Origin of the sequence: Lysinibacillus sp. FSL W7-1291 (assembly GCF_038593415.1) — a bacterium.
Taxonomy (GTDB): Bacteria; Bacillota; Bacilli; order Bacillales_A; family Planococcaceae; genus Lysinibacillus; species Lysinibacillus fusiformis_D.
Window position 1 is genome coordinate 586832 of the sequence record NZ_CP151994.1, and the last position, 20543, is coordinate 607374.

At 39.2% G+C, this 20543-nt stretch carries 21 protein-coding genes; 17 read left to right on the plus strand and 4 right to left on the minus strand.

The annotated features are described in order from the left end of the window. The first annotated feature begins 8 nt into the window (after nucleotides 1-8). The 16 genes from atpA to NST76_RS02825 all read left to right on the plus strand — a co-directional run bounded on the left by atpA (nucleotide 9) and on the right by NST76_RS02825 (nucleotide 13392). Nucleotides 9-1517, plus strand: coding sequence for a F0F1 ATP synthase subunit alpha (gene atpA / locus NST76_RS02750; protein ID WP_036123620.1), 1509 nt, complete (start codon nucleotides 9-11; stop codon nucleotides 1515-1517). Between the two features lie 47 nt (nucleotides 1518-1564). After that, nucleotides 1565-2422, plus strand: coding sequence for an ATP synthase F1 subunit gamma (gene atpG, locus NST76_RS02755; protein ID WP_036123615.1), 858 nt, complete (start codon nucleotides 1565-1567; stop codon nucleotides 2420-2422). A 49-nt stretch (nucleotides 2423-2471) separates the two neighbouring features. After that, nucleotides 2472-3887 carry a F0F1 ATP synthase subunit beta gene (gene atpD / locus NST76_RS02760; RefSeq protein WP_089932989.1) on the plus strand — a complete coding sequence of 472 codons (1416 nt, stop codon included), beginning with the start codon at nucleotides 2472-2474 and terminating at the stop codon, nucleotides 3885-3887. A gap of 24 nt (nucleotides 3888-3911) precedes the next feature. Next, a complete protein-coding gene (locus NST76_RS02765; RefSeq protein ID WP_036123609.1) occupies nucleotides 3912-4319 on the plus strand; it encodes a F0F1 ATP synthase subunit epsilon in 408 nt (135 codons plus the stop codon). Between the two features lie 69 nt (nucleotides 4320-4388). Next, nucleotides 4389-4628 carry a DUF1146 family protein gene (locus NST76_RS02770; protein ID WP_036123606.1) on the plus strand — a complete coding sequence of 80 codons (240 nt, stop codon included), beginning with the start codon at nucleotides 4389-4391 and terminating at the stop codon, nucleotides 4626-4628. Between the two features lie 484 nt (nucleotides 4629-5112). Then, nucleotides 5113-6432, plus strand: coding sequence for a UDP-N-acetylglucosamine 1-carboxyvinyltransferase (murA, locus tag NST76_RS02775; protein ID WP_036123602.1), 1320 nt, complete (start codon nucleotides 5113-5115; stop codon nucleotides 6430-6432). A 118-nt stretch (nucleotides 6433-6550) separates the two neighbouring features. Next, nucleotides 6551-7453, plus strand: coding sequence for a stage II sporulation protein D (gene spoIID / locus NST76_RS02780; protein ID WP_342544590.1), 903 nt, complete (start codon nucleotides 6551-6553; stop codon nucleotides 7451-7453). A 37-nt stretch (nucleotides 7454-7490) separates the two neighbouring features. Further along, nucleotides 7491-8168 (plus strand): M23 family metallopeptidase, encoded by a 678-nt coding sequence (locus NST76_RS02785; RefSeq protein ID WP_036123599.1) that lies wholly within the window; start codon nucleotides 7491-7493, stop codon nucleotides 8166-8168. A gap of 156 nt (nucleotides 8169-8324) precedes the next feature. Next, nucleotides 8325-8585: a sporulation transcriptional regulator SpoIIID gene (locus NST76_RS02790; protein WP_025114760.1), complete on the plus strand. Its 261-nt coding sequence runs from the start codon at nucleotides 8325-8327 to the stop codon at nucleotides 8583-8585. 209 nt (nucleotides 8586-8794) lie between these two features. After that, nucleotides 8795-9790: a rod shape-determining protein gene (locus tag NST76_RS02795; protein ID WP_036123595.1), complete on the plus strand. Its 996-nt coding sequence runs from the start codon at nucleotides 8795-8797 to the stop codon at nucleotides 9788-9790. A 21-nt stretch (nucleotides 9791-9811) separates the two neighbouring features. Further along, the gene (locus tag NST76_RS02800) at nucleotides 9812-10645 is read left to right on the plus strand and encodes a flagellar hook-basal body protein (RefSeq protein WP_058843804.1); all 834 of its coding nucleotides are present in this window, start codon (nucleotides 9812-9814) and stop codon (nucleotides 10643-10645) included. Nucleotides 10646-10670: 25 nt separating this feature from the next. Further along, nucleotides 10671-11510 (plus strand): flagellar hook-basal body protein, encoded by an 840-nt coding sequence (locus NST76_RS02805; RefSeq protein WP_101966465.1) that lies wholly within the window; start codon nucleotides 10671-10673, stop codon nucleotides 11508-11510. A gap of 47 nt (nucleotides 11511-11557) precedes the next feature. Continuing rightward, on the plus strand, nucleotides 11558-11842 hold the full coding sequence (locus NST76_RS02810; RefSeq protein ID WP_036124463.1) for a DNA-directed RNA polymerase subunit beta: 285 nt from the start codon (nucleotides 11558-11560) through the stop codon (nucleotides 11840-11842). Between the two features lie 55 nt (nucleotides 11843-11897). Beyond that, nucleotides 11898-12341: a 3-hydroxyacyl-ACP dehydratase FabZ gene (fabZ, locus tag NST76_RS02815; RefSeq protein ID WP_036124465.1), complete on the plus strand. Its 444-nt coding sequence runs from the start codon at nucleotides 11898-11900 to the stop codon at nucleotides 12339-12341. Between the two features lie 147 nt (nucleotides 12342-12488). Further along, a complete protein-coding gene (locus NST76_RS02820; protein ID WP_036124467.1) occupies nucleotides 12489-12872 on the plus strand; it encodes a hypothetical protein in 384 nt (127 codons plus the stop codon). 109 nt (nucleotides 12873-12981) lie between these two features. Then, the gene (locus tag NST76_RS02825; RefSeq protein WP_036124468.1) at nucleotides 12982-13392 is read left to right on the plus strand and encodes a hypothetical protein; all 411 of its coding nucleotides are present in this window, start codon (nucleotides 12982-12984) and stop codon (nucleotides 13390-13392) included. A 361-nt stretch (nucleotides 13393-13753) separates the two neighbouring features. Here the strand turns inward: NST76_RS02825 and NST76_RS02830 are convergent, their stop codons facing one another. Both NST76_RS02830 and NST76_RS02835 read right to left on the minus strand, forming a co-directional pair. Then, nucleotides 13754-14719, minus strand: coding sequence for an NERD domain-containing protein (locus NST76_RS02830; protein ID WP_342544593.1), 966 nt, complete (start codon nucleotides 14717-14719; stop codon nucleotides 13754-13756). An 80-nt stretch (nucleotides 14720-14799) separates the two neighbouring features. Beyond that, nucleotides 14800-15225 carry a YwpF family protein gene (locus NST76_RS02835; RefSeq protein ID WP_036124472.1) on the minus strand — a complete coding sequence of 142 codons (426 nt, stop codon included), beginning with the start codon at nucleotides 15223-15225 and terminating at the stop codon, nucleotides 14800-14802. A 297-nt stretch (nucleotides 15226-15522) separates the two neighbouring features. Here NST76_RS02835 and ssb point away from each other — a divergent pair, with 297 nt between their 5' ends. Then, a complete protein-coding gene (gene ssb, locus NST76_RS02840) occupies nucleotides 15523-15921 on the plus strand; it encodes a single-stranded DNA-binding protein (protein WP_342544595.1) in 399 nt (132 codons plus the stop codon). 248 nt (nucleotides 15922-16169) lie between these two features. On the opposite strand, the gene NST76_RS02845 is transcribed toward ssb, so the two are convergent. Both NST76_RS02845 and NST76_RS02850 read right to left on the minus strand, forming a co-directional pair. Further along, complete coding sequence (locus NST76_RS02845; protein WP_342544596.1) at nucleotides 16170-18932, minus strand: DEAD/DEAH box helicase; 2763 nt, start codon at nucleotides 18930-18932, stop codon at nucleotides 16170-16172. Next, the gene (locus NST76_RS02850; protein WP_036124323.1) at nucleotides 18929-20503 is read right to left on the minus strand and encodes a hypothetical protein; all 1575 of its coding nucleotides are present in this window, start codon (nucleotides 20501-20503) and stop codon (nucleotides 18929-18931) included. Before NST76_RS02850 ends, NST76_RS02845 begins: the two co-directional genes overlap by 4 nt. Between the last annotated feature and the right edge of the window lie 40 nt (nucleotides 20504-20543).

Below are 20543 nucleotides of genomic sequence, written 5' to 3' on the forward strand. Positions count from 1 at the left end.
TGACATACATGGGCATCAAGGCTGAAGAAATCAGCAGTCTGATTAAACAACAGATTGAGAATTATGAATCTGAACTTAAAGTAAGCGAAGTTGGTACAGTTATCCGTATTGGTGACGGTATCGCTCTTGCTCATGGCCTCGACAACGCCATGGCTGGAGAGCTTTTAGAGTTCTCTAACGGTGTTATGGGTATGGCTCAAAACCTAGAAGAAGGTAACGTTGGTATCGTAATCTTAGGTCCATACACTGACATCAAAGAAGGCGATGAAGTTCGTCGTACAGGTCGTATCATGGAAGTACCAGTTGGTGAAGAACTGATTGGTCGTGTTGTAAACCCACTTGGTCAACCAGTGGATGGACAAGGTCCTATCAACGCTACAAAATCTCGTCCAATCGAAAGCCCAGCTTTCGGTGTAATGGCTCGTAAATCAGTACACGAACCACTACAAACGGGTATTAAAGCGATTGACGCATTAGTGCCAATCGGTCGTGGTCAACGTGAGTTAATCATCGGTGACCGTCAAGTAGGTAAAACATCTGTAGCAATCGATACAATCTTAAACCAAAACGGTGAAAACATGATTTGTATCTATGTTGCAATCGGTCAAAAAGAATCTACTGTACGTGGTGTTGTTGAGACTTTACGTAAACATGGTGCTTTAGATTATACAATCGTTGTAACTGCAGCAGCATCTCAACCTGCTCCATTATTATACTTAGCACCATTTGCTGGTGTTTCTATGGCAGAAGAATTCATGTTACAAGGTAAACACGTTTTAATCGTGTATGATGATCTTTCTAAACAAGCATCAGCTTACCGTGAACTTTCACTTCTTCTACGCCGTCCTCCAGGTCGTGAAGCATACCCTGGTGATGTATTCTACTTACACAGCCGCTTACTTGAACGTGCTGCGAAGTTAAATGAAACTTACAACTGTGGTTCTATCACAGCTCTTCCATTCGTAGAGACACAAGCTGGGGATATCTCTGCATACATCCCAACTAACGTAATCTCAATTACTGATGGTCAAATCTTCTTACAATCTGACTTATTCAACTCAGGTGTACGTCCAGCGATCAACGCAGGTCTTTCAGTATCACGTGTAGGTGGATCAGCTCAAATTAAAGCAATGAAAAAAGTTGCGGGTACACTACGTCTTGACTTAGCTGCATTCCGTGAGCTTGAATCATTTGCTCAATTCGGTTCAGATTTAGATAAAATTACACTTGCTAAACTTGAACGTGGTAAACGTACGGTTGAAGTGCTTAAACAAGACCTAAACAAACCACTTAAAGTTGAAAAACAAGTTGCTATCCTATATGCATTAACTAAAGGTCATTTAGATGATATCCCAGTACAAGATATCGTTCGTTTCGAAAACGAATTCTTAAGCTGGTTAGATTCAAACCACACTAACGTTCTAGATCATGTTCGTACTACAAAAGAGCTTGCTCCGGATGCGGATTATGAAGCAGCAATCAATGCATTCAAGAAAACATTCGCTAAATCAGAATAAGTTCTAGCTAGTCACTTGATTAAAAAACAAAAGGTGGTGAAATACCAGTGGTAAACTTACGCGAAATAAAAGGTCGTATTAATTCAACAAAGAGTACGAAACAAATTACGAAAGCGATGCAGATGGTTTCTTCTTCAAAGTTACGTCGTGCAGAGCAAAATGCTAAAGCTTACGTTCCTTATATGGAAAAAATCCAAGACGTAGTAGGCGCGATTGCAGCAGGTACAAAAGACAGTGGACACCCAATGTTAACTGCTCGTCCTGTAAAGAAAACAGCTTACTTAGTCATTGGTTCTGACCGTGGTCTAGCAGGTGCTTACAACTCAAGTATCCTACGTCAAGTACAACGTACAATTAACGAGCGTCATAAATCAAAAGACGAATACGTTATTTTAGCAGTAGGTCGTGTTGTTCGTGATTACTTTGTGAAACGTGATCATAATGTCATCAGCAGTGTTGTTGCTCTTCCTGACCAACCAACATTCGCTGATATTAAAGAAATCGCTCGTAATGCTGTTGGTATGTTCATTGACGGTACGTATGATGAGCTTTATATGTACTATAATCACTTTGTCAGCGCAATTGCTAACGAAGTGACAGAGAAAAAACTTCTTCCATTAACAGATATCGCACCTGTAAACAGTAAAGCTTCTTATGAATTCGAACCATCTGGCGAAGCAATTCTTGAAGTATTACTTCCACAATACGCGGAAAGCTTAGTTTATGGCGCATTATTGGATGGAAAAGCAAGTGAACATGCTTCTCGTATGACTGCTATGAAAAATGCAACTGATAATGCATCTGATCTTATTGCAGATCTTTCATTGCAATATAACCGTGCACGTCAAGCAGCGATTACACAAGAAATTACAGAAATCGTTGGTGGAGCTGCAGCCTTAGAATAGGCTCAGCTCACCAATGTCGTATAAGAATACGATAGGAGGGTACACAGTAATGAATAAAGGACATGTTATTCAAGTAATGGGTCCAGTTGTCGACGTAAAATTCGAAAACGGCCAATTACCAGCAATCTATAACTCATTAACAGTTAAGATTGAACGTCCTAATGAAGAACCAACAACTCTTGCATTAGAAGTTGCACTTCATTTAGGCGATGATTCTGTTCGTACAATTGCAATGTCATCTACTGATGGCTTACAACGTGGAGCAGAAGTAACAGACTTAGGAAAAGCTATCTCAGTACCAGTTGGTGAAGTGACACTAGGTCGTGTATTCAACGTACTTGGAGAAGTAATTGACTTAGGTGAAGAGATTCCAGCAGATGCTCGTCGTGATTCAATTCACCGCGAAGCTCCATCTTTCGATGAACTTTCAACTACAGTTGAAATTCTTGAAACAGGTATCAAAGTAGTAGACTTATTAGCACCTTATATTAAAGGTGGTAAGATCGGTCTATTCGGTGGTGCTGGTGTAGGTAAAACAGTATTAATCCAAGAATTAATTAATAACATCGCACAAGAGCACTCAGGTATCTCTGTATTTGCTGGTGTAGGTGAGCGTACTCGTGAAGGGAACGACTTATTCTTCGAGATGAGCGATTCAGGCGTTATCAAGCAAACAGCGATGGTATTCGGTCAAATGAACGAGCCTCCTGGTGCACGTATGCGTGTAGCTTTAACTGGTCTTACAATGGCGGAATACTTCCGTGATGAGCAAGGCGCTGACGTACTTTTATTCATCGACAATATCTTCCGTTTCACACAAGCAGGTTCAGAGGTTTCTGCCCTATTAGGTCGTATGCCTTCTGCGGTAGGTTACCAACCAACACTTGCAACTGAAATGGGTAAACTACAAGAACGTATCACATCTACGAACAAAGGATCTGTAACTTCTATCCAAGCGATTTATGTACCAGCCGATGACTATACTGACCCGGCTCCAGCTACAACTTTCGCCCACTTAGATGCAACTACTAACCTTGAGCGTAAATTATCAGAAATGGGTATCTACCCTGCGGTTGACCCATTAGCTTCGACTTCTCGTGCATTATCACCTGAAATCGTAGGCGCTGAGCACTACGCAATTGCTACTGGTGTACAACGTACAATCCAACGTTACCGTGAATTACAAGATATCATTGCAATCTTAGGTATGGATGAGTTATCTGATGAAGACAAACAAACAGTAGAACGTGCTCGTCGTATTCAATTCTTCTTATCACAAAACTTCCACGTAGCGGAACAATTCACTGGTCAAAAAGGTTCTTATGTACCTGTAAAAGAAACTGTTCGTTCATTCAAGGAAATCCTTGATGGCAAATGGGATCACCTTCCAGAAGATGCTTTCCGTCTAGTTGGTTCTATTGATGAAGTAGTTGAAAAAGCGAAAAGCATGGGCGTAGAGGTTTAATACTAGGGACGAGGAGGAAAAAATATGAAGACAGTTCAAGTCAATATTGTCACTCCCGACGGCCCAGTATACGATTCTGAAGTATCAATGGTAATCGCTAAAACAACTTCAGGAGAAATCGGTGTTCTTGCAGGCCATATTCCAATGGTTGCTCCACTTGCAATTGGTGCAGTGAAGCTGAAAAAAGAAAACGGTTCGACTGATATAGTTGCTGTAAGCGGTGGTTTCATTGAAGTTCGTCCAGAAAAGATCTCAATTTTAGCGCCTTCTGCTGAAATTGCTGAAAACATCGATGTTCAACGTGCTAAAGAAGCCGTTAAACGCGCTGAAGGACGTCTTCAAAGTAAACAAGACGACATTGATTTCAAACGTGCTGACCTAGCATTAAAACGTGCGTTGAATCGTATCAACGTTCATGAGGGTAATATCTAATTCATTTTTAACGGGCAGATATAGTATCTGCCCGTTTTTTAAGGTGAAGTAAATTGAAGGAGGGGTAGCATGGAACTGTATGAAGCGATAGGACAAGAAGCATTACTGGGCATTTTATCTCATCTGTTTTTTATTGCTATTACTTTTTACGCATTACAAGCTTTTATGGTGGAGAAACTATTTAAGAAGAATCGAGTATTTCAAATTCAACTTATTTATATTTTACTCAGTATTACGATAGGCTCAGCAGTATCTAATTTCTTTCTCCAAATATCTAGCTGGTCAGGCAAACTTCCCTATTTATTTTAAAGCACTCGTTGTTAAATACTATAAGATTTATGCACCTACATGCTTCAAAGGACTTTATAATACCATTTGTGTGGCCCTTTGAACTATGTATAAAAATCTTCCGTACCAGTTTTGCCTTGGCATCATTACAGCTTACGATGCGTCTGTTATTGGTAAGACGCACGCTAACAAAATATGTACATGATGCATTCATATAGTAAAGGGAATATTTTACTGAATGAAGATAAAATAGGTTTTTTGTGCATATATCTTTGGGTATGTATTGAAAGTGAACGGGTTATTGGTCATTCACAAAAAAAAAATGACAGCGTACAATAAATAAATAGCAAAATATCTAATAATGCCTTAAAATAGTGATTTGGACGCTTGAACGAGCGTTAGAAAAGTTGTACTATAGAGTTGTTTGTTTACTGATTATGACATTATACTTCTTTTTAAAATAAAAATTCGATAGGTTAATAGATTGAATTCGGAGGGACATAGGGTGGATAAAATAATAGTGACTGGCGGCCAAAAACTACAGGGAAAAGTACGTGTAGAGGGCGCAAAAAATGCAGTGTTACCAATCCTTGCGGCAGCTTTACTTGCTTCAAAAGGAGAAAATGTAATTAAAGAAGTCCCTAATTTAGCAGACGTCTTTACAATAAACGAAGTACTTAAAAGTTTAAACGCAGCAGTTACATATATACCTGAAGATAATGCCGTATATATAGATGCAACTAAAGAACTTTCAAGTGAAGCTCAATTTGAATTTGTTAGTAAAATGCGTGCATCTATTTTAGTGATGGGTTCTCTACTTGCTCGTAATGGATATGCTCGCGTGGCACTACCAGGAGGCTGTGCAATCGGTTCTCGTCCAATTGAGTTACACTTAAAGGGCTTCGAAGCTATGGGTGCAAAAATTTCATTTGGTCACGGATATGTAGAGGCAAAAACGGAAGGTCGTTTAAAAGGGGCTAATGTGTATTTAGATTTCCCTAGTGTTGGTGCTACTGAAAATATTATGACAGCCGCATCTTTAGCAGAAGGGACAACTGTAATTGAAAATGCTGCGAAGGAGCCCGAAATTGTCGATCTTGCAAACTTCATCAATAGCATGGGCGGTCGTGTAATTGGTGCTGGTACAAATACAATACGTATCGAAGGAGTCGATACATTATATGGAGTAGAGCACCATATTATTCCCGATCGTATTGAGGCTGGTACATTTATGGTGGCAGCAGCTATTACGAAGGGTGATGTAGTCATTGAAAATGCTGTTCCTGAGCATATGACAGCTTTAATAGCTAAGATGCGTGAAATGGGTGTAGAGATTACTGAACTGGATGAGGGAATCCGTGTACGTGCTCCTCATACATTAAAAGCTGTTGATATTAAAACAATGCCACATCCAGGCTTCCCAACAGATATGCAATCACAAATGATGGCATTAATGTTAACTGCGGAAGGTACGAGTATTATTACAGAAACGGTATTTGAAAATCGTTTTATGCATGTTGAGGAATTCCGTCGCATGAATGCTGGTGCTAAAATAGAAGGACGTTCTGTGTTTATCGAGGGGCCGGTTAATCTTCAGGGAGCTGAAGTAATGGCAACGGATTTACGAGCTGCGGCTGCCCTAATTTTAGCAGGTCTTGTATCTGAAGGAATAACACGTGTGACGAAGCTTCATCATTTAGACCGTGGTTATGTTGATTTCCATGGCAAGCTAGCATCGCTTGGTGCCAACATTGAACGTATTACTGAACTTACTGAAGAAGTAGTGACAGTTGAAGACACAATAATTGAATTACCTACAAACTAAATGGATTTCTCAACCCTTTGCTTTTGGAGCAGAGGGTTTTTTGTTTGCTCATAACTTTAAGAGATCTAGCATATTATTCCTTATGAAAAAATGGATGATTAGTATAGGTGTCATTTGTTTGATTGGAGTATTATACATGCTTCCTGTTATAGGGCTTAGTGAAAGACGAGAGGCTGTCAAACCTCCAACTAGTGATGAGAATGCCTGTGAAATATTTATAGAAGTGGAGGGACAAGAGGAAAAAATCCCTTTGGAAACGTATATTACAGGTGTTGTTGCAGCGGAAATGCCTGTTTCTTTTAAAAAGGAGGCATTGAAAGCCCAAGCGATTGCAGCACGCACATATGCACTGAAAACGACAAATTACGGTAAAACTGCAATTGCTCCAACTGTGGCAAGGCAAGTTTTTTATGATGAGGAGCAAAGAAAGGCGAATTGGGCTAGCAATTTCCTGGGAAATGAAAAGAAAATTGTCGAAGCAATCGATGAAACGAAAGGACAAGTTCTTCTTTATAATAAGGAACTAATTACAGCCATGTTTCACTCGACAAGCAATGGTAAAACAGAAAGTGCCTTTGGCTATAGTGGGAATGATATTCCATATTTGAAAAGTGTTGCAAGTATCTCAGATCAAGCATCACCGAAGTTTGAGGCTCAGCAAGAATGGACATTAGCACAATGGAATAAGTTGTGGCCTGTACAGTGGCAAGCTAGTGATTTTAATCGTATCCAGCTATTTTACAATGAGTCAGGGCGAGTAGAGCGTTTACAGTTAGGGAGCAATGTCTGGACTGGTAGAGAGGTTAGAACACTTCTTGGCATACCATCAACTGATTTTACAATTGTCTATGACGCGAAGACAAGAAAGGTCCATGTGACAACCCAAGGTTATGGTCATGGCGTGGGCATGAGTCAATATGGCGCTGAGGCAATGGCAAACGAAGGGAAAACGGCTGCCGAAATTTTACACTATTATTATCAAGATATTGAAATAAAAAAAATAGATGCATGTTTAAAATAACTTCTAGTTGTTCACACTGCAACTAGAGGTGATGAAAATGAGAGAGGATAAAAACAATAAAACTTCTCAAAACCAAAATCCAAATCAAAAGGAAAATGGTCAATTACAAAAGAAACCTTGGTTTTGGCCAGCAGTTTACACAGGTGGTGCACTAGTTCTAGCAGGATTGTTATTTGGTTACAATAGTCTCGTATCAAAAGTAGAAGAGGCTCCTTTACCAGATTTAGCGGAAGTTGATCCAGGTCCTGTAGTAGAAACAAATGCACGTACTGAAAACATGAAGTACCCATTCAAAGAAGAGAGTCTTAGTAAAGTACAAGTTTTACAAGAGTTCTACGAGTTAGAGGCAAATGAAGAGTCCCGTGAAAATGCACTAATGGTATTTAATCAAACATTTACAACGTCTTCTGGTATCTCTATCGCTATGAATGGTGAAGAATTTGAAGTACTAGCTGCTATGAGTGGTAAAGTACTAGAGGTAAAACTAGACGCATTTACAGGCAATAAGATTGTAATTGAGCATCCAAACGGTATGCAAACACATTATAGCTCTGTAAAGGATATCGCTGTTAAAGAAGGCGATGAGGTTACACAAGGTCAGGCATTAGGAAAAGCAACTGATAACGAGTGGAATCAAGCGGCTGGCGTCCACATGCATTTCGAAGTTCTTGAAGACGGAAAATATATTAATCCGAAAAAATTACTAGCTTTTTAATTCGAAAAGCTAGTAACGCATAAAAAGTCAGCATTTTATCAGGAAAATGCAAAAAATGTTCTGAATAGCTTTGTCCTTACATAAGGTGAAGAAATGCGCAAATGTGCATCTGATTGCCAAAGCATTTTGTGAAATTGTGTGGAAAGGACGAAGAAAGTGCATGAGCACATTCGGAAGCGCTGCATACGCCTCGGTGAATTACTGATTGAGACGCGTGAGACTGTGCGTGTCCTCGCGAAAATGACTGGTTATTCAAAAAGTACGGTGCACAAGGATTTAACAGAGCGATTACCAACAATTCATGAAGGATTAGCTGACCAAGTGAAAGAAATACTCGCCTACCATAAGGCCGTACGTCATATTCGTGGAGGAGAAGCAACGAAAAACAAGTGGAAAGAGAGAGCGAGTCAAGACTGATTCGTTCTTTTTTATTGTCTTGGAAATGTATTTATGACGAATTCTATGGAATAGTAATTCTATATTATAGCCGTTCATAACCTGAAAAGAAAACAGTCTCATTCACTAAATTTAGGTGAAATTACCAATAGAATATGATAAAATATTCTAGATAAAGAGATAAAATGAACGTTATGTAGTTGGAACTGGCGGGAAGGAGAAATTATAGAATGTTTTCGAAAGATATTGGCATTGACTTAGGAACTGCGAACGTATTAATCCACGTTAAAGGTAAAGGAATCGTCCTAAATGAACCATCTGTGGTGGCGATTGACAAAAAGACAAACAAAGTATTAGCGGTAGGGGAAGAAGCTCGCCAAATGGTAGGGAGAACGCCAGGTAATATTACAGCAATTCGCCCACTAAGAGATGGAGTCATTGCAGATTTTGATGTGACAGAGGCGATGTTAAGACATTTCATCAATAAATTAAATGTAAAAGGATTTTTGGCGAAGCCACGAATTTTAATTTGCTGTCCAACGAACATCACAAGTGTTGAGCAAAAAGCAATCCGTGAAGCCGCAGAAAAATCTGGCGGTAAAAAAGTATATTTAGAGGAAGAACCAAAAGTAGCTGCTATCGGTGCAGGCATGGATATCTTCCAACCAAGTGGTAATATGGTAGTCGATATAGGTGGCGGAACAACAGATATCGCAGTTCTATCAATGGGTGATATTGTAACAAGTGAATCCATTAAAGTAGCAGGAGATGTGTTTGATAACGACATTTTGCAATATATTAAAAAAGAATATAAATTGCTAATTGGTGAACGTACAGCAGAAGCAATCAAGATGACAATTGGTACAGTTTTCAAAGGTAGCCGCAACGATACAATGGATATTCGTGGTCGTGACATGGTAACAGGTTTACCACGTACTATTACAATTCATTCCGAGGAAATTGAACGAGCATTGCACGAGTCTGTAGCGATGATTGTCCAATCAGCAAAAAATGTCTTAGAAAAAACACCACCTGAGCTATCAGCCGATATCATTGACCGTGGCGTTATTATTACGGGTGGCGGTGCACTATTACATGGAATGGATCAGCTATTAATAGAAGAGTTAAAGGTACCTGTCTTCGTTGCAGAGAGACCTATGGATTGTGTAGCAATTGGTACGGGAATAATGCTAGAAAACATTGATCGTGTGCCAGCATCCTTATAAAAATAAAATGAGGTGATTTCTTTGTTTAAAGGGTTTTATACAGTTGCAACAGGTATGATCACGCAACAAAGAAGAACAGAATTACTAACAAATAATTTATCAAATGCGAATACACCAGGATTTAAAGCAGATCAATCAACTATTCGCTCATTTCCAGACATGCTAATGTCTAGTATTGGTAAAACAAATGCTCCCGCCAATCAACAAGCAGGCGCTGAATATATGAGTCAAGTAGGAGCTTTAAATACAGGAACATATTTACAAGAAACATTGCCAAATTACATACAAGGCCAAATCTATAGCACTGATTTTACAACAGATATGGCGCTAATTGATGGAAACTTACCACAAAACGAAGATGGGATTACGGGGTCAATTTTCTTCCGTCTAGAACATCCAGCTGGTGGTGAGGCCTATACACGTAATGGTAATTTCACATTAGATGGTCAAGGCTATTTAGTAAACGGGCAGGGTCTATACGTACTCAATGATGCAGGACAACGTATCCAGCTTCCAAACGATGATTTTCGCCTCGATGAAAATGGAGCCATTTTTGTAAACGATCAGCAAGTAGCACGAGTTGGCGTATCATATGCTGCTAATCCGAACATGCTACGTAAACAGGATAATGGTCTTATTCGTACAGAAAATGGTGAGAACTTACCAACAGCCTATGGTGCGAATGGCGTTTCCTTTACGCTACGTCAAAACTTTTTAGAAGGTTCAAACGTAGATTCTGGTCGCACAATGACAGATTTAATGACAGCCTACCGAGCATTCGAAGCAAATCAAAAAGTATTACAAGCTTATGATCGCAGCATGGAAAAGGCAGTGAATGAAATCGGGAAAATCTAACGGGCGAACAGGAGGCGTTTTATAAATGCTACGTACAATGATGACAGCAACGAACACGATGGGTCAATTACAAAATAAACTAGATACAATTAGTAATAATATTGCTAATAGTAGTACAACCGGTTATAAAACGAAGGAAGCATCCTTCAATGAACTACTTTATCAGCAATTTAACAATGATAAGCAGGACCGAGCTGAACGTCAAACACCAGTTGGTATTCGTTATGGATCTGGTGCCATGCTTGGACAAATTAAATCCAATGAAAAGCAAGGCTCATTACAAACAACGAATCGAGATTTAGACTTTGCTTTCACAAAAGCAAAACAATATTTCAATATTTTAATGCCAAATGGTGAAAATGGAACTGAAACAGTGTATACTCGACAAGGTGACTTTTATTTATCTCCGTTGAATAACGGAACAGTAATGCTCGTAACGGCAGAGGGTTATCCCGTAGCCAATGCAGCAGGACAAGCTATTACATTACCAGATACTGTTCAAAAGTTTGCCGTTCGAGATGGTGGTGTTTTAGAAGCATCTTATCCAAATGGTGATATCATTCGTACGGATTTAGCTGTAACAGAATTCCAAAAACCACAATTAATGGAACATATTTCTGGTTCTTATGTTGGTTTACCAGACAATCTAGCTGAACTTGGCTTTACACAAGCGGAAGTTTTGACAGAGCTTGTGGGTGCGAACCGTCAGCAAATTGGCATGCAAAGTGGTACACTAGAAATGTCCAATGTAAATCTCTCAAAGGAAATGACAGAACTAATACAAACTCAACGTTCTTATCAGTTCAATGCAAGGGCGGTTACATTAGCAGATCAAATGCTAGGACTAATTAACGGCATTCGATAAAAAGTCATCCAAAAACACATAGTTAGGAATGAAGAGGAGTACAATCTATGACAAACGATTCACGTCGACGTTCTGTGCCGACACAAGAAACCGATACGCAACCAGAAAAGAAAGAACGCCGCTCAAATGGAGAGCAACGCGAGGTTCGCTGGGTGCAAATCCGACTGATTCCGATTTGGTTACGCATTGTAATTGTTCTCGTCTTAGTCGTTGCTGCCGCAGCATTAGGCGCAATGTTTGGCTTCAGTGTGATTGGAGAAGGCAATGCTATGGATATTTTTAAAAGGGACACATGGCAGCATATATTTGATATTATGAACGGTAAAGAATAGCAATATTCTTTACCTTACTTTGTGTATACATACTTAATTTCGAGGGGGAAATTACATGTTAACAGCAGAACAAATTCAAGCAATTTTACCACATCGCTATCCTTTTTTATTCGTTGATCGCATTGTTGAATTAGATGAAGGTAAACGCGCAGTAGGTTTAAAAAATGTTTCGATCAATGAAGACTTCTTTAATGGACACTTCCCAGGCTATCCTGTAATGCCAGGTGTATTAATTGTAGAGGCATTAGCACAAGTGGGTGGAGTCGCTTTATTAAATGCAGAAGAATTCAAGGGACGTTTAGCCTTTTTAACAGGTGTGGATAATTGTCGTTTCAAGCGTCAAGTAGTTCCTGGCGACCAACTTAAATTGGAAGTAGAATTTGTTAAACTTCGTGGCGCAATGGGTAAAGGTCATGGTATAGCGACTGTAGATGGAGAACTTGTATGTGAAGCCGATATTCTATTTGCGATTGGACCTGAACAGCCTAAACAAGCCTAATTTGCATTTGTAGACCAAAAGATATAAAATAGATAAAGTCAAGTTAAAAGTTGATTAGTAGGTTCTTAAATTGCAGTGACGAAAAAGCGTTTGGGAATTGAAATAGATGTAATTTTTAGGTTTTACAAACGTAGGAGGATTATTAAGATGTATAAGGAATTGTCTTCAGGTATTAAAATTAGCATTACTCGTTCGATTTCGACATCTTTTGAAGCATACTTAGCAAGTATTGGTTGGGATGAAGAGCGTTTTTCTATGGAAGACTTCATTGCAAGCTGGCAGACTTATTTTCAGGAGAATGCCGCATGGATCGAAAAAATCCCTGCTGATATATTGTTGAGTGCACAGTTTCATGAAGAGATGGCACAAAAAATCGATGAGGTCATTGCTAAAATTTTAAATGAAGAACCAACAGCGCAGCAGATCGAAACAATCGAGGCATTGCAAAAAGAGCTAGGCACAAACTATAGCTATGACTGTAAAGCAGAAGCAGCATACATTGAACAAGTATTAAAAGAAAAACAAAAATAGTTTGTACAAATATCGGATAGTTCCCTCCTTTCCCGGGCAATCTATGTAGGATCACAAATACACACGATGTATTTGCTGACATAGTACCCAAGAAAGGAGGTTTTTTACTATGTGGAAAATGTCATTTTTAACCATTATTCTTGCAACTGTATTCCTTGGAGGATGTAACTGGGGAAATAATGCAGTCGAAGATCACCCTGTTCGAGACGTCGAAAATGACGTTCGTCGTGGTGTAGACAATGTGGAAGATGCATTAGACCCGAATAATCGTGACGATGCATACGATCGCAACGTAGATGGTACTAACCGAGGTACTGTTAACGAAAATACAACATTGCCTGAAGCGACAACACCTGGATCAAATGCCGATATCAACAGTACAAACGGCTATGACAACGTACCAAATGCTAATGGTGTAAACGGTGTTGAACGTAATGACAACGTAAACAATAATAATGATATTGTCGACGATAAAGTCAAAGACACTGAAAAGTACCGTGATGGTATGAACAACCGATAACATAAAAAAGAGTGTTTCCTAAATGGAAAACACTCTTTTTTGATAAAAAGCAGCGAATACTCGCGGAAGAAAGGTGAATACTCGCGGAAGAAAGGTGAATACTCGCGGAAGAAAGGTGAATACTCGCGGAAGAAAGGTGAATACTCGCGGAAGAAAGGTAAATACTCGCGGAAGAAAGGTAAATACTCGCGGAAGAAAGGTAAATACTCGCGGAAGAAAGGTAAATACTCGCGGAAGGAAGGTGAATACTCGCGGAAGAAAGAGTGAATACTCGCGGAAGGAGAGTGAATACTCGCGAAAGTGAAGTGTATGCCCATGAGCGTTGCAAATACTCTCGCCAGTGAAGCGAGCCAATCAACCCTCAAAAAAATCTCTTCATGTAATCCAATAAATTTTCAGGTAAATGGTAAACACGATTTTTATAGGTTCCGGTATAAGGGAACTGAAATTTCTGAAGCAATCGTGTAGCTGTATCGATAGAATCAATTTTGAAAAATTTACGTAACTGTTGATTAGTAATAGAATGGCTAACCAATAGTTGATAATCGAGCATGGCTTCTGCAAAAATTTCTATACTCTGATAATGACAAAATGAACATTTCCAAATGCCCCGATAGAAATACATATTATGTTGATAGGAACATTTAGGACAAAGCACACCATGCCGAAATCGTGATGGGGCAATCGAAGTTTGAATGTGAGGGATCGTTTGTTTGGAGAGAAGCCCTTGAACCAGTAGAGCTAATTGATCATCTGTTAGCATTTTTTGAGGATGCTTTTTAAAAAGTGACTGGAGATGTTGATGAAGACCTGACACATGAAAAATAGGGAGCACTTTAGAAGGATTAACGATGATCGCTGAAGGGTTTGCTATAACAACGGCACCTTCAATGGGGAGTGAGTAAGAAAGACTTTTAAGAAAACGCATATGACGCTCAGTTTGGGTAAACGCATTTGGAAATCCTTCTACTGTGCCATCTGCCTTTGTGCGTGTACATTGATGTGTGAGTTGATTAAATTCTAGTCGACCATGAATATTTTTAATTTCTAAAACGAAGATAAATTGAGGGCAAATAAAGAGTGTATCAAGCTGATGCATATGTTGAGCAGTGTTCTTGAGACACAAATTATGTAATACGAAAAAAGTATTTGGACATAGTAATTCATGCCATTCGCGGTCCACTTTTTGTTCACCGGCAAAACCTGCATCCAGTCGGCGATATTGTTCCTGATAATAGTGAAACTCAACATCATTCTTTAAAAGCCTCCTCATCACAGCCTCAAGCCATAATAATTTTAAAGGCTTCTCTCTAATAGCAATAACCAAATATAACGCTCCTTTTTAAATAGTATTGTACTGAAAAAAGGCAGCTTGTCCAATAAAAAAACGATGCAAAATTCGCATCGCTAATCATTTTTTAATTTTGGTCGCTGCTTCATATCTTTCGTAAAGCGCTCCAGTAAATCCTCTAGGGATACACCCTCAGCAAGTAGCTCGGAAAGCAATTGTTCAGCATATTTAGAGCGTTTAATTTTGAGTGTTCCTTTTAGTAGTACTGAAACATGATCACCAATTTCTTGAACTGTATGTACGATTACCTGAAAAGGAGCGGGTTCATTATCTGGAAATGAAATAACTGCACGGACATTGCAGACTGTAGCATTTACTAAGAGCTCATCAAAGGTTGAGCGATATTGTTTTTCCATAAACAATTCTAGTATCCAAGATTGATGGCTGTTCTCCTGATTAATAATAATGCCATCGACTAAAGGGAATGGTTGTACGCCATCTTTCGTGACAAGGTCAAAGGAAAGCATTTTAAATGTTTTCATTATGTATATTCCTCCTAAGTCTGTCATTCTTTTATTATAACACATGAAGTAGTGACTGTTTGTTATGTGCACCTGTGACGATATTTCAAAACCTGCGAAAATGCTGATTTCATGAAATAGCATTTGCCATTACAGTCCAAAGCATTCAGCTAGAAAATTAAAAAAAATTAGCAAATTAAAAATGCTAATTTACCCAATTTATGCTGCAAAAAAGAAGGAAATTTATAATATCGGATTTTGCTAATGCGGATATCCTTTTGTAAGATGAAAGCAATCCAACAGAAAGGTGGTGAACGAATGAATCAAGTCGGACTGGTCGGAAGGTTTACGAAAGATCCGGTGTTACGTTACTTATCTGGAAATCGTGTACAGACTCATTTTTCATTGGCCATTAACCGCAATTTTAAAAACAATCGTGGAGAAGTAGATGCAGACTTTATTTTCTGTACAGCTTGGGGAAGGCTGGCAGAACATATCGTCAAATATTGCGGTAAAGGCTCTTTAATCGGTGTAAATGGTCGTATTCAAACAAGATCATTTGTAAATGAAGAAAACACTAAGATTTTTATGACAGAGGTGGTCGTAGAAGATATACGATTTTATCATCTCAAACAAAGGAATAGTGACGAAACGGCTATTGTACCGCCACAGCCACCGAATGAACAGGAAGACTTAAAAGATTTTGTTTTACCATAGACAAGCTATTTACATACGGAGCAAGAGAAATATCGTTGTCTGATCCGCCATTCTCCTTATATTTCTTGCACCGTAGCAACAGAAAGGAATGATGTATACACATATTAAAAAGACATTGCTGAAGACCGCACAGCAATGGCTGTTTTGACACAACTAAATAAGAATGTTTGAAGTAAGTAGGGATAAGAAGTAACGAGGTTCCACTAAAAGAGCGCCAAGAACAATGTAGCTCTTGGCGCATCTAATTACTATATGTCCAATGTTATTAGATCACGAAGTTCTTGATCTTCTAACTCGGTCAACCACTGGCTTGATTGAATGAGTTCTTCGGATAATGCAGATTTCTGCACCAGCATTTTATCAATTTTTTCTTCAATTGTACCGATCGTTACAAATTTATGGACCTGCACAAATTGTGTCTGCCCAATGCGATAAGCACGATCAGTTGCTTGATTTTCGACAGCGGGGTTCCACCAGCGATCTGCATGTAAAACATGATTAGCAGCTGTTAAATTAAGACCTGTTCCACCTGCTTTTAAGGAAAGAATAAATATAGGGAAGTCTCCTGCCTGAAAAGCCTCTACTAAGCGGTCACGCTGCTGCTTAGGCATAGCACCAGTTAAAAACGGTGCATCCACATTGTATAGTTCACTTAAACAATGCTGTAGCAATTGCCCCATTCCGATATACTGTGTAAAGATAAGGCATTGTTCGCCATTGTCCACAATCTCTGCTGCCATTTGTACAATGCGCTCTAGCTTAGTCGAACGTGCAAGCATTGTTTCGGCATCCTCGAAAGATTCCTTTAAATATAAGGCAGGATGATTACATAGTTGCTTTAACTTACTAAGCATCTTTAAAACACGTCCCTTTTTTTGAAAACCTGTTAACTGCTCTAGCTGATCGAGTGTCTCTAAAATATATCCTTCATAGAGAGAAGCTTGCTCGGCTGTTAATGGACAGTATTCGTTCGATTCTAGCTTATCTGGTAAGTTAAGCTGTAAATGTGGATCACGCTTTGTACGACGCAATAAGAAAGGTTGAATTTTAGCTCGTAACTTCTGCTTATGTGATTCAGACTCGTCTCGTTCAATAGGCAAAATAAATTCTTCATTGAAGCGACCAAAGCTACCTAAATAACCCTTATGAATGAAATCAAAAATAGCCCATAGCTCAGATAAGCGGTTTTCTACAGGTGTTCCTGTAAGGGCAATATGATGGTCTCCTAACAATTTACGAATGGCTTTTGATTGTAAGGTCTGCATGTTTTTTATATTTTGAGCTTCATCGAGCACAACAGTTGCCCATTCTATATTCTGTAAAAATTCAGTATCCTGTGACACAGTACCATAGGTTGATAAAATAACATGTGGTTTTTCGGCAGTCACTAGCTCTTTAAAATCCTCATCCTTAGCTCGATTTGTCTGATAATGCGTATGCACAATCAGTGAAGGGGCAAATCGAGCGAGTTCTTTTTGCCAGTTACCGAGGACTGAGGTTGGACAAATAATAATGGTTGGCTTCGTATAATCAGCTGCTGTCTCATAAATATGAAGTAAATAGGTGATTAGTTGCACCGTTTTCCCAAGTCCCATATCATCGGCTAGACATGCACCAAAACCTTGTTCGCGCATAAAGATTAACCATTCAAAGCCCTCTTGTTGGTAAGGACGTAATTCGGTTTGTAAGGATAAAGGAATCGGTACTGCTGGCAAGCCCTTCTTCTCCAAAAGCTGCTCCATATATGATTTTAATGATTGTTGTATTTCCAGTGCGAAAATTGGATCATCTCTTAGCGCATCATCGGCATCTTCTTCGAGAGGAGCAGACAAGTCTTCGGGTAATTCTCTAAACAACAATTCTCGAACAGTCCAACTTTCATCTTCTGCCTGCTGCATTAGTTCACGCATTTCGTGCATCCAATTGGCATCGACTCGGAACCATTCCGTACCTATACGAATAAATTCACGTTTCTCATCCACCAGCTTTTTAAATTGCTCAGCTGAAATCGTTTGCCCATTCATAGAAAATTGCCATTTAAACGTTAAAATATCATCTAATCCTGCTACCTTCTTTGTGGAGACATTGTTAGTTGTTACACGTACACGTAATTTGGATTGTTTTAAATCTTTTAGCCATGCAGGGAGTACAACATCAAAACCAAGTGCCTGTAATCTGGCGAGATCCTCACGTAAAAAAGACCGTACTTCTGAGTCCTCCAATGTCACACGAATAAAGGTATCACTTCTGATATCGTCATTGGATAGAAGATTCACAATTTGTTGTTGCTGTTGTTCAATTTCAGTGGCGAACATTCGCCATTTCGTAGGAAGCGCCTCTTCAATTGGTAAGGATTGCTTACGAATAGCAGGAGTCCAGTAGTTTTTTGTCGTAGCCGTGCTGAGCACTGTTTCTAATAACCAGACATCGGCTTCATCTTCTGGCTCACTTAACCGTAAAGAAACTGAAACTGCACCGGCTTGACGAGCCTGATCCAATGGCCAGCCACCACGTAAGAAAAAGGGTAGAAGTTTTGGTAAATCAGCTAGTATTAGACCAACCTGTGAAAGCTTTTGCTGAACAGCTATTTCTAATAATGCTGTATCGACGTGAGCAATAGGAAAAGTTAGCGAAGAAAAATCTTCCGCAATGACAGCGTGTGACCAAAGTGAGGGCTCCTGCCAGTATTCCTGTAACGCCAGTACTTTTCCGAGCCATTCCTTACTTTCATCATTTGCACCAAGCCAATTAATAAAGGGATGTTGGAAGCTTGATGAAAAAATATCAAGTAATTCAGCAGTAGAAACCTCAATCGTGAAATCAGTCCGACTGGTTAATAAGCCATAGACATTTGCTTCATAGGTAAAGAATAATGAAGAAATTAATGTATCGGCGTCGATTGTCGTACCATTTGCAGTAAAACCCTGCAACGTAAAATATCCTTCCCGCGCTACATCAATACGAAGTTGTTGAGTTTGGGAAAAGGCGGAAGGAGCATTTATTGTCATCATACTAAGTTTCCTTTCTCAATTTCTTCTTGTAACGCACGTAATCGTTTATATTCTGCACGAATGGTTTGCATATATGTTTCAAAATAAGCTGTTTTGCCAGCTCGTTTTGCGGCACTACGCATACTTTTCCAAATACGCACAGCTTGCTTATAATTCATACGTGATTTTTGTGAAATTTCAGCCATTGCATAGACATGGTATAAAGGTAAAACAGTAGCTGGTTCAATCTGTAAGACGTCCTTTAATCCACACATTTCTAAATAGGATAGAGATGAAGGATTTAATTGATGGAGAGCAGCCCATTCACGGTAACGTCCTTTTTTAATTAAAAACGATGAAAATGGCTGAAGCCCATACACACCAAATGCACTGTATAACATTGCTTCCTCTTCCTCAGTAAGCTGTATGTCATCAAATAAAAGCTGAAATTGCCTTACGTACTGGGCTCTTTGAACGACTGGTACGACTTCCTGTAGGAAGGCTTCAGTCAAAGGTAATATAGCTCGTAAAATGACAGCTAATGAATAGGACTCACCAGCACGTTGAGCAAAAGTAGCCAGTTCAAATAAATCCTGCATTTGCGGTAAATCAATCTGTGCCAAATTTTCGAGCAGCAGATCCTCCTTTTGTAATAACACATAAAATAATAGCTTTAATGATTGCAAAGAAATTTCTTCCGAACGGTTTTCTAGATTATTTAAATAAGTTAATTCCTGCTCGCGTCGAGGCTTCTCATAAAAAAGCACTGCCCAAAGCAGCATATATAGACGAAGTCGATGGGCAAACAGCCCTTGTCGTTCTAATAAAAATTCCCTTACTAGCTCTTGAATGGCATCATAAAAAGGATCAGTCGCAAAAAGACGTGACCGATTCGTTAACTCAGTAAGAATGCTTTCAAAGGATTGCATGCTTTGATCGATAAAGTATTTCATATATGGAGAATCTAATGAATGCCCAGCTGTTGCATTTAAATGCCGCCATATAGTATTTAAAATAGCTAATTCCATATAGAGCTTATAAAGGGGCTGCCATTCACGTTCAAAGGGCATATGTCGGCGAAGACGCTCCAATGCATCTGTTCTTACAGCAGAAAGCCCATAGCCCTCTAATACTCGGCCAGATGGTAATAAGCGCTTCATTACTTCATCAACCATCATCGACCAGCTTTGTGGTCTACGTTCTTCTGCTAAGGTTTTTAGCTGGACCGATTTTTGAGCACGCCAAGTACTCGACCAATTTTGCACGGAGTCAAAGTATTGGTAGAGAGCGAGTAAAGCACCTACTTGATGTCGACACCATTTAGGTTGTGGACAGTTACAATGTAGCTCTTCCTTGTAAAAATCAATTTCAACAGAAGCGGGTCTGACATCCTGAACACTTGCATATAATATAGAACTTGTTCCATTAAAACGTTCAAAAACAATGGATTTATTTCTTACAGAAAAGACAGCACGACGCACTAGTTCTTCATCTTCCGTAGAGGAAGGATGTAGCCCTTGTTCAGCTTCTTTTAATTTAGTCAGCACAAATACTTGATGTTCTTTAGCTATTTGCGATATAGACAATGCCATAACCTCACTCCTTTCATCATGTATGGCTATGTTTAACATT

Bases quoted from the DNA above. Each gene is read 5' to 3' on its own strand.
- NST76_RS02785 (WP_036123599.1), top strand. From the start codon at position 7,491: ATGAGAGAGGATAAAAACAATAAAACTTCTCAAAACCAAAATCCAAAT.
- atpD (WP_089932989.1), top strand. From the start codon at position 2,472: ATGAATAAAGGACATGTTATTCAAGTAATGGGTCCAGTTGTCGACGTA.
- NST76_RS02820 (WP_036124467.1), top strand. From the start codon at position 12,489: ATGTATAAGGAATTGTCTTCAGGTATTAAAATTAGCATTACTCGTTCG.
- fabZ (WP_036124465.1), top strand. From the start codon at position 11,898: ATGTTAACAGCAGAACAAATTCAAGCAATTTTACCACATCGCTATCCT.
- NST76_RS02795 (WP_036123595.1), top strand. From the start codon at position 8,795: ATGTTTTCGAAAGATATTGGCATTGACTTAGGAACTGCGAACGTATTA.
- NST76_RS02835 (WP_036124472.1), bottom strand. From the start codon at position 15,225: ATGAAAACATTTAAAATGCTTTCCTTTGACCTTGTCACGAAAGATGGC.
- atpA (WP_036123620.1), top strand. From the start codon at position 9: ATGGGCATCAAGGCTGAAGAAATCAGCAGTCTGATTAAACAACAGATT.
- NST76_RS02765 (WP_036123609.1), top strand. From the start codon at position 3,912: ATGAAGACAGTTCAAGTCAATATTGTCACTCCCGACGGCCCAGTATAC.
- NST76_RS02850 (WP_036124323.1), bottom strand. From the start codon at position 20,503: ATGGCATTGTCTATATCGCAAATAGCTAAAGAACATCAAGTATTTGTG.
- NST76_RS02825 (WP_036124468.1), top strand. From the start codon at position 12,982: ATGTGGAAAATGTCATTTTTAACCATTATTCTTGCAACTGTATTCCTT.
- ssb (WP_342544595.1), top strand. From the start codon at position 15,523: ATGAATCAAGTCGGACTGGTCGGAAGGTTTACGAAAGATCCGGTGTTA.
- NST76_RS02805 (WP_101966465.1), top strand. From the start codon at position 10,671: ATGCTACGTACAATGATGACAGCAACGAACACGATGGGTCAATTACAA.
- NST76_RS02810 (WP_036124463.1), top strand. From the start codon at position 11,558: ATGACAAACGATTCACGTCGACGTTCTGTGCCGACACAAGAAACCGAT.
- NST76_RS02845 (WP_342544596.1), bottom strand. From the start codon at position 18,932: ATGATGACAATAAATGCTCCTTCCGCCTTTTCCCAAACTCAACAACTT.
- NST76_RS02770 (WP_036123606.1), top strand. From the start codon at position 4,389: ATGGAACTGTATGAAGCGATAGGACAAGAAGCATTACTGGGCATTTTA.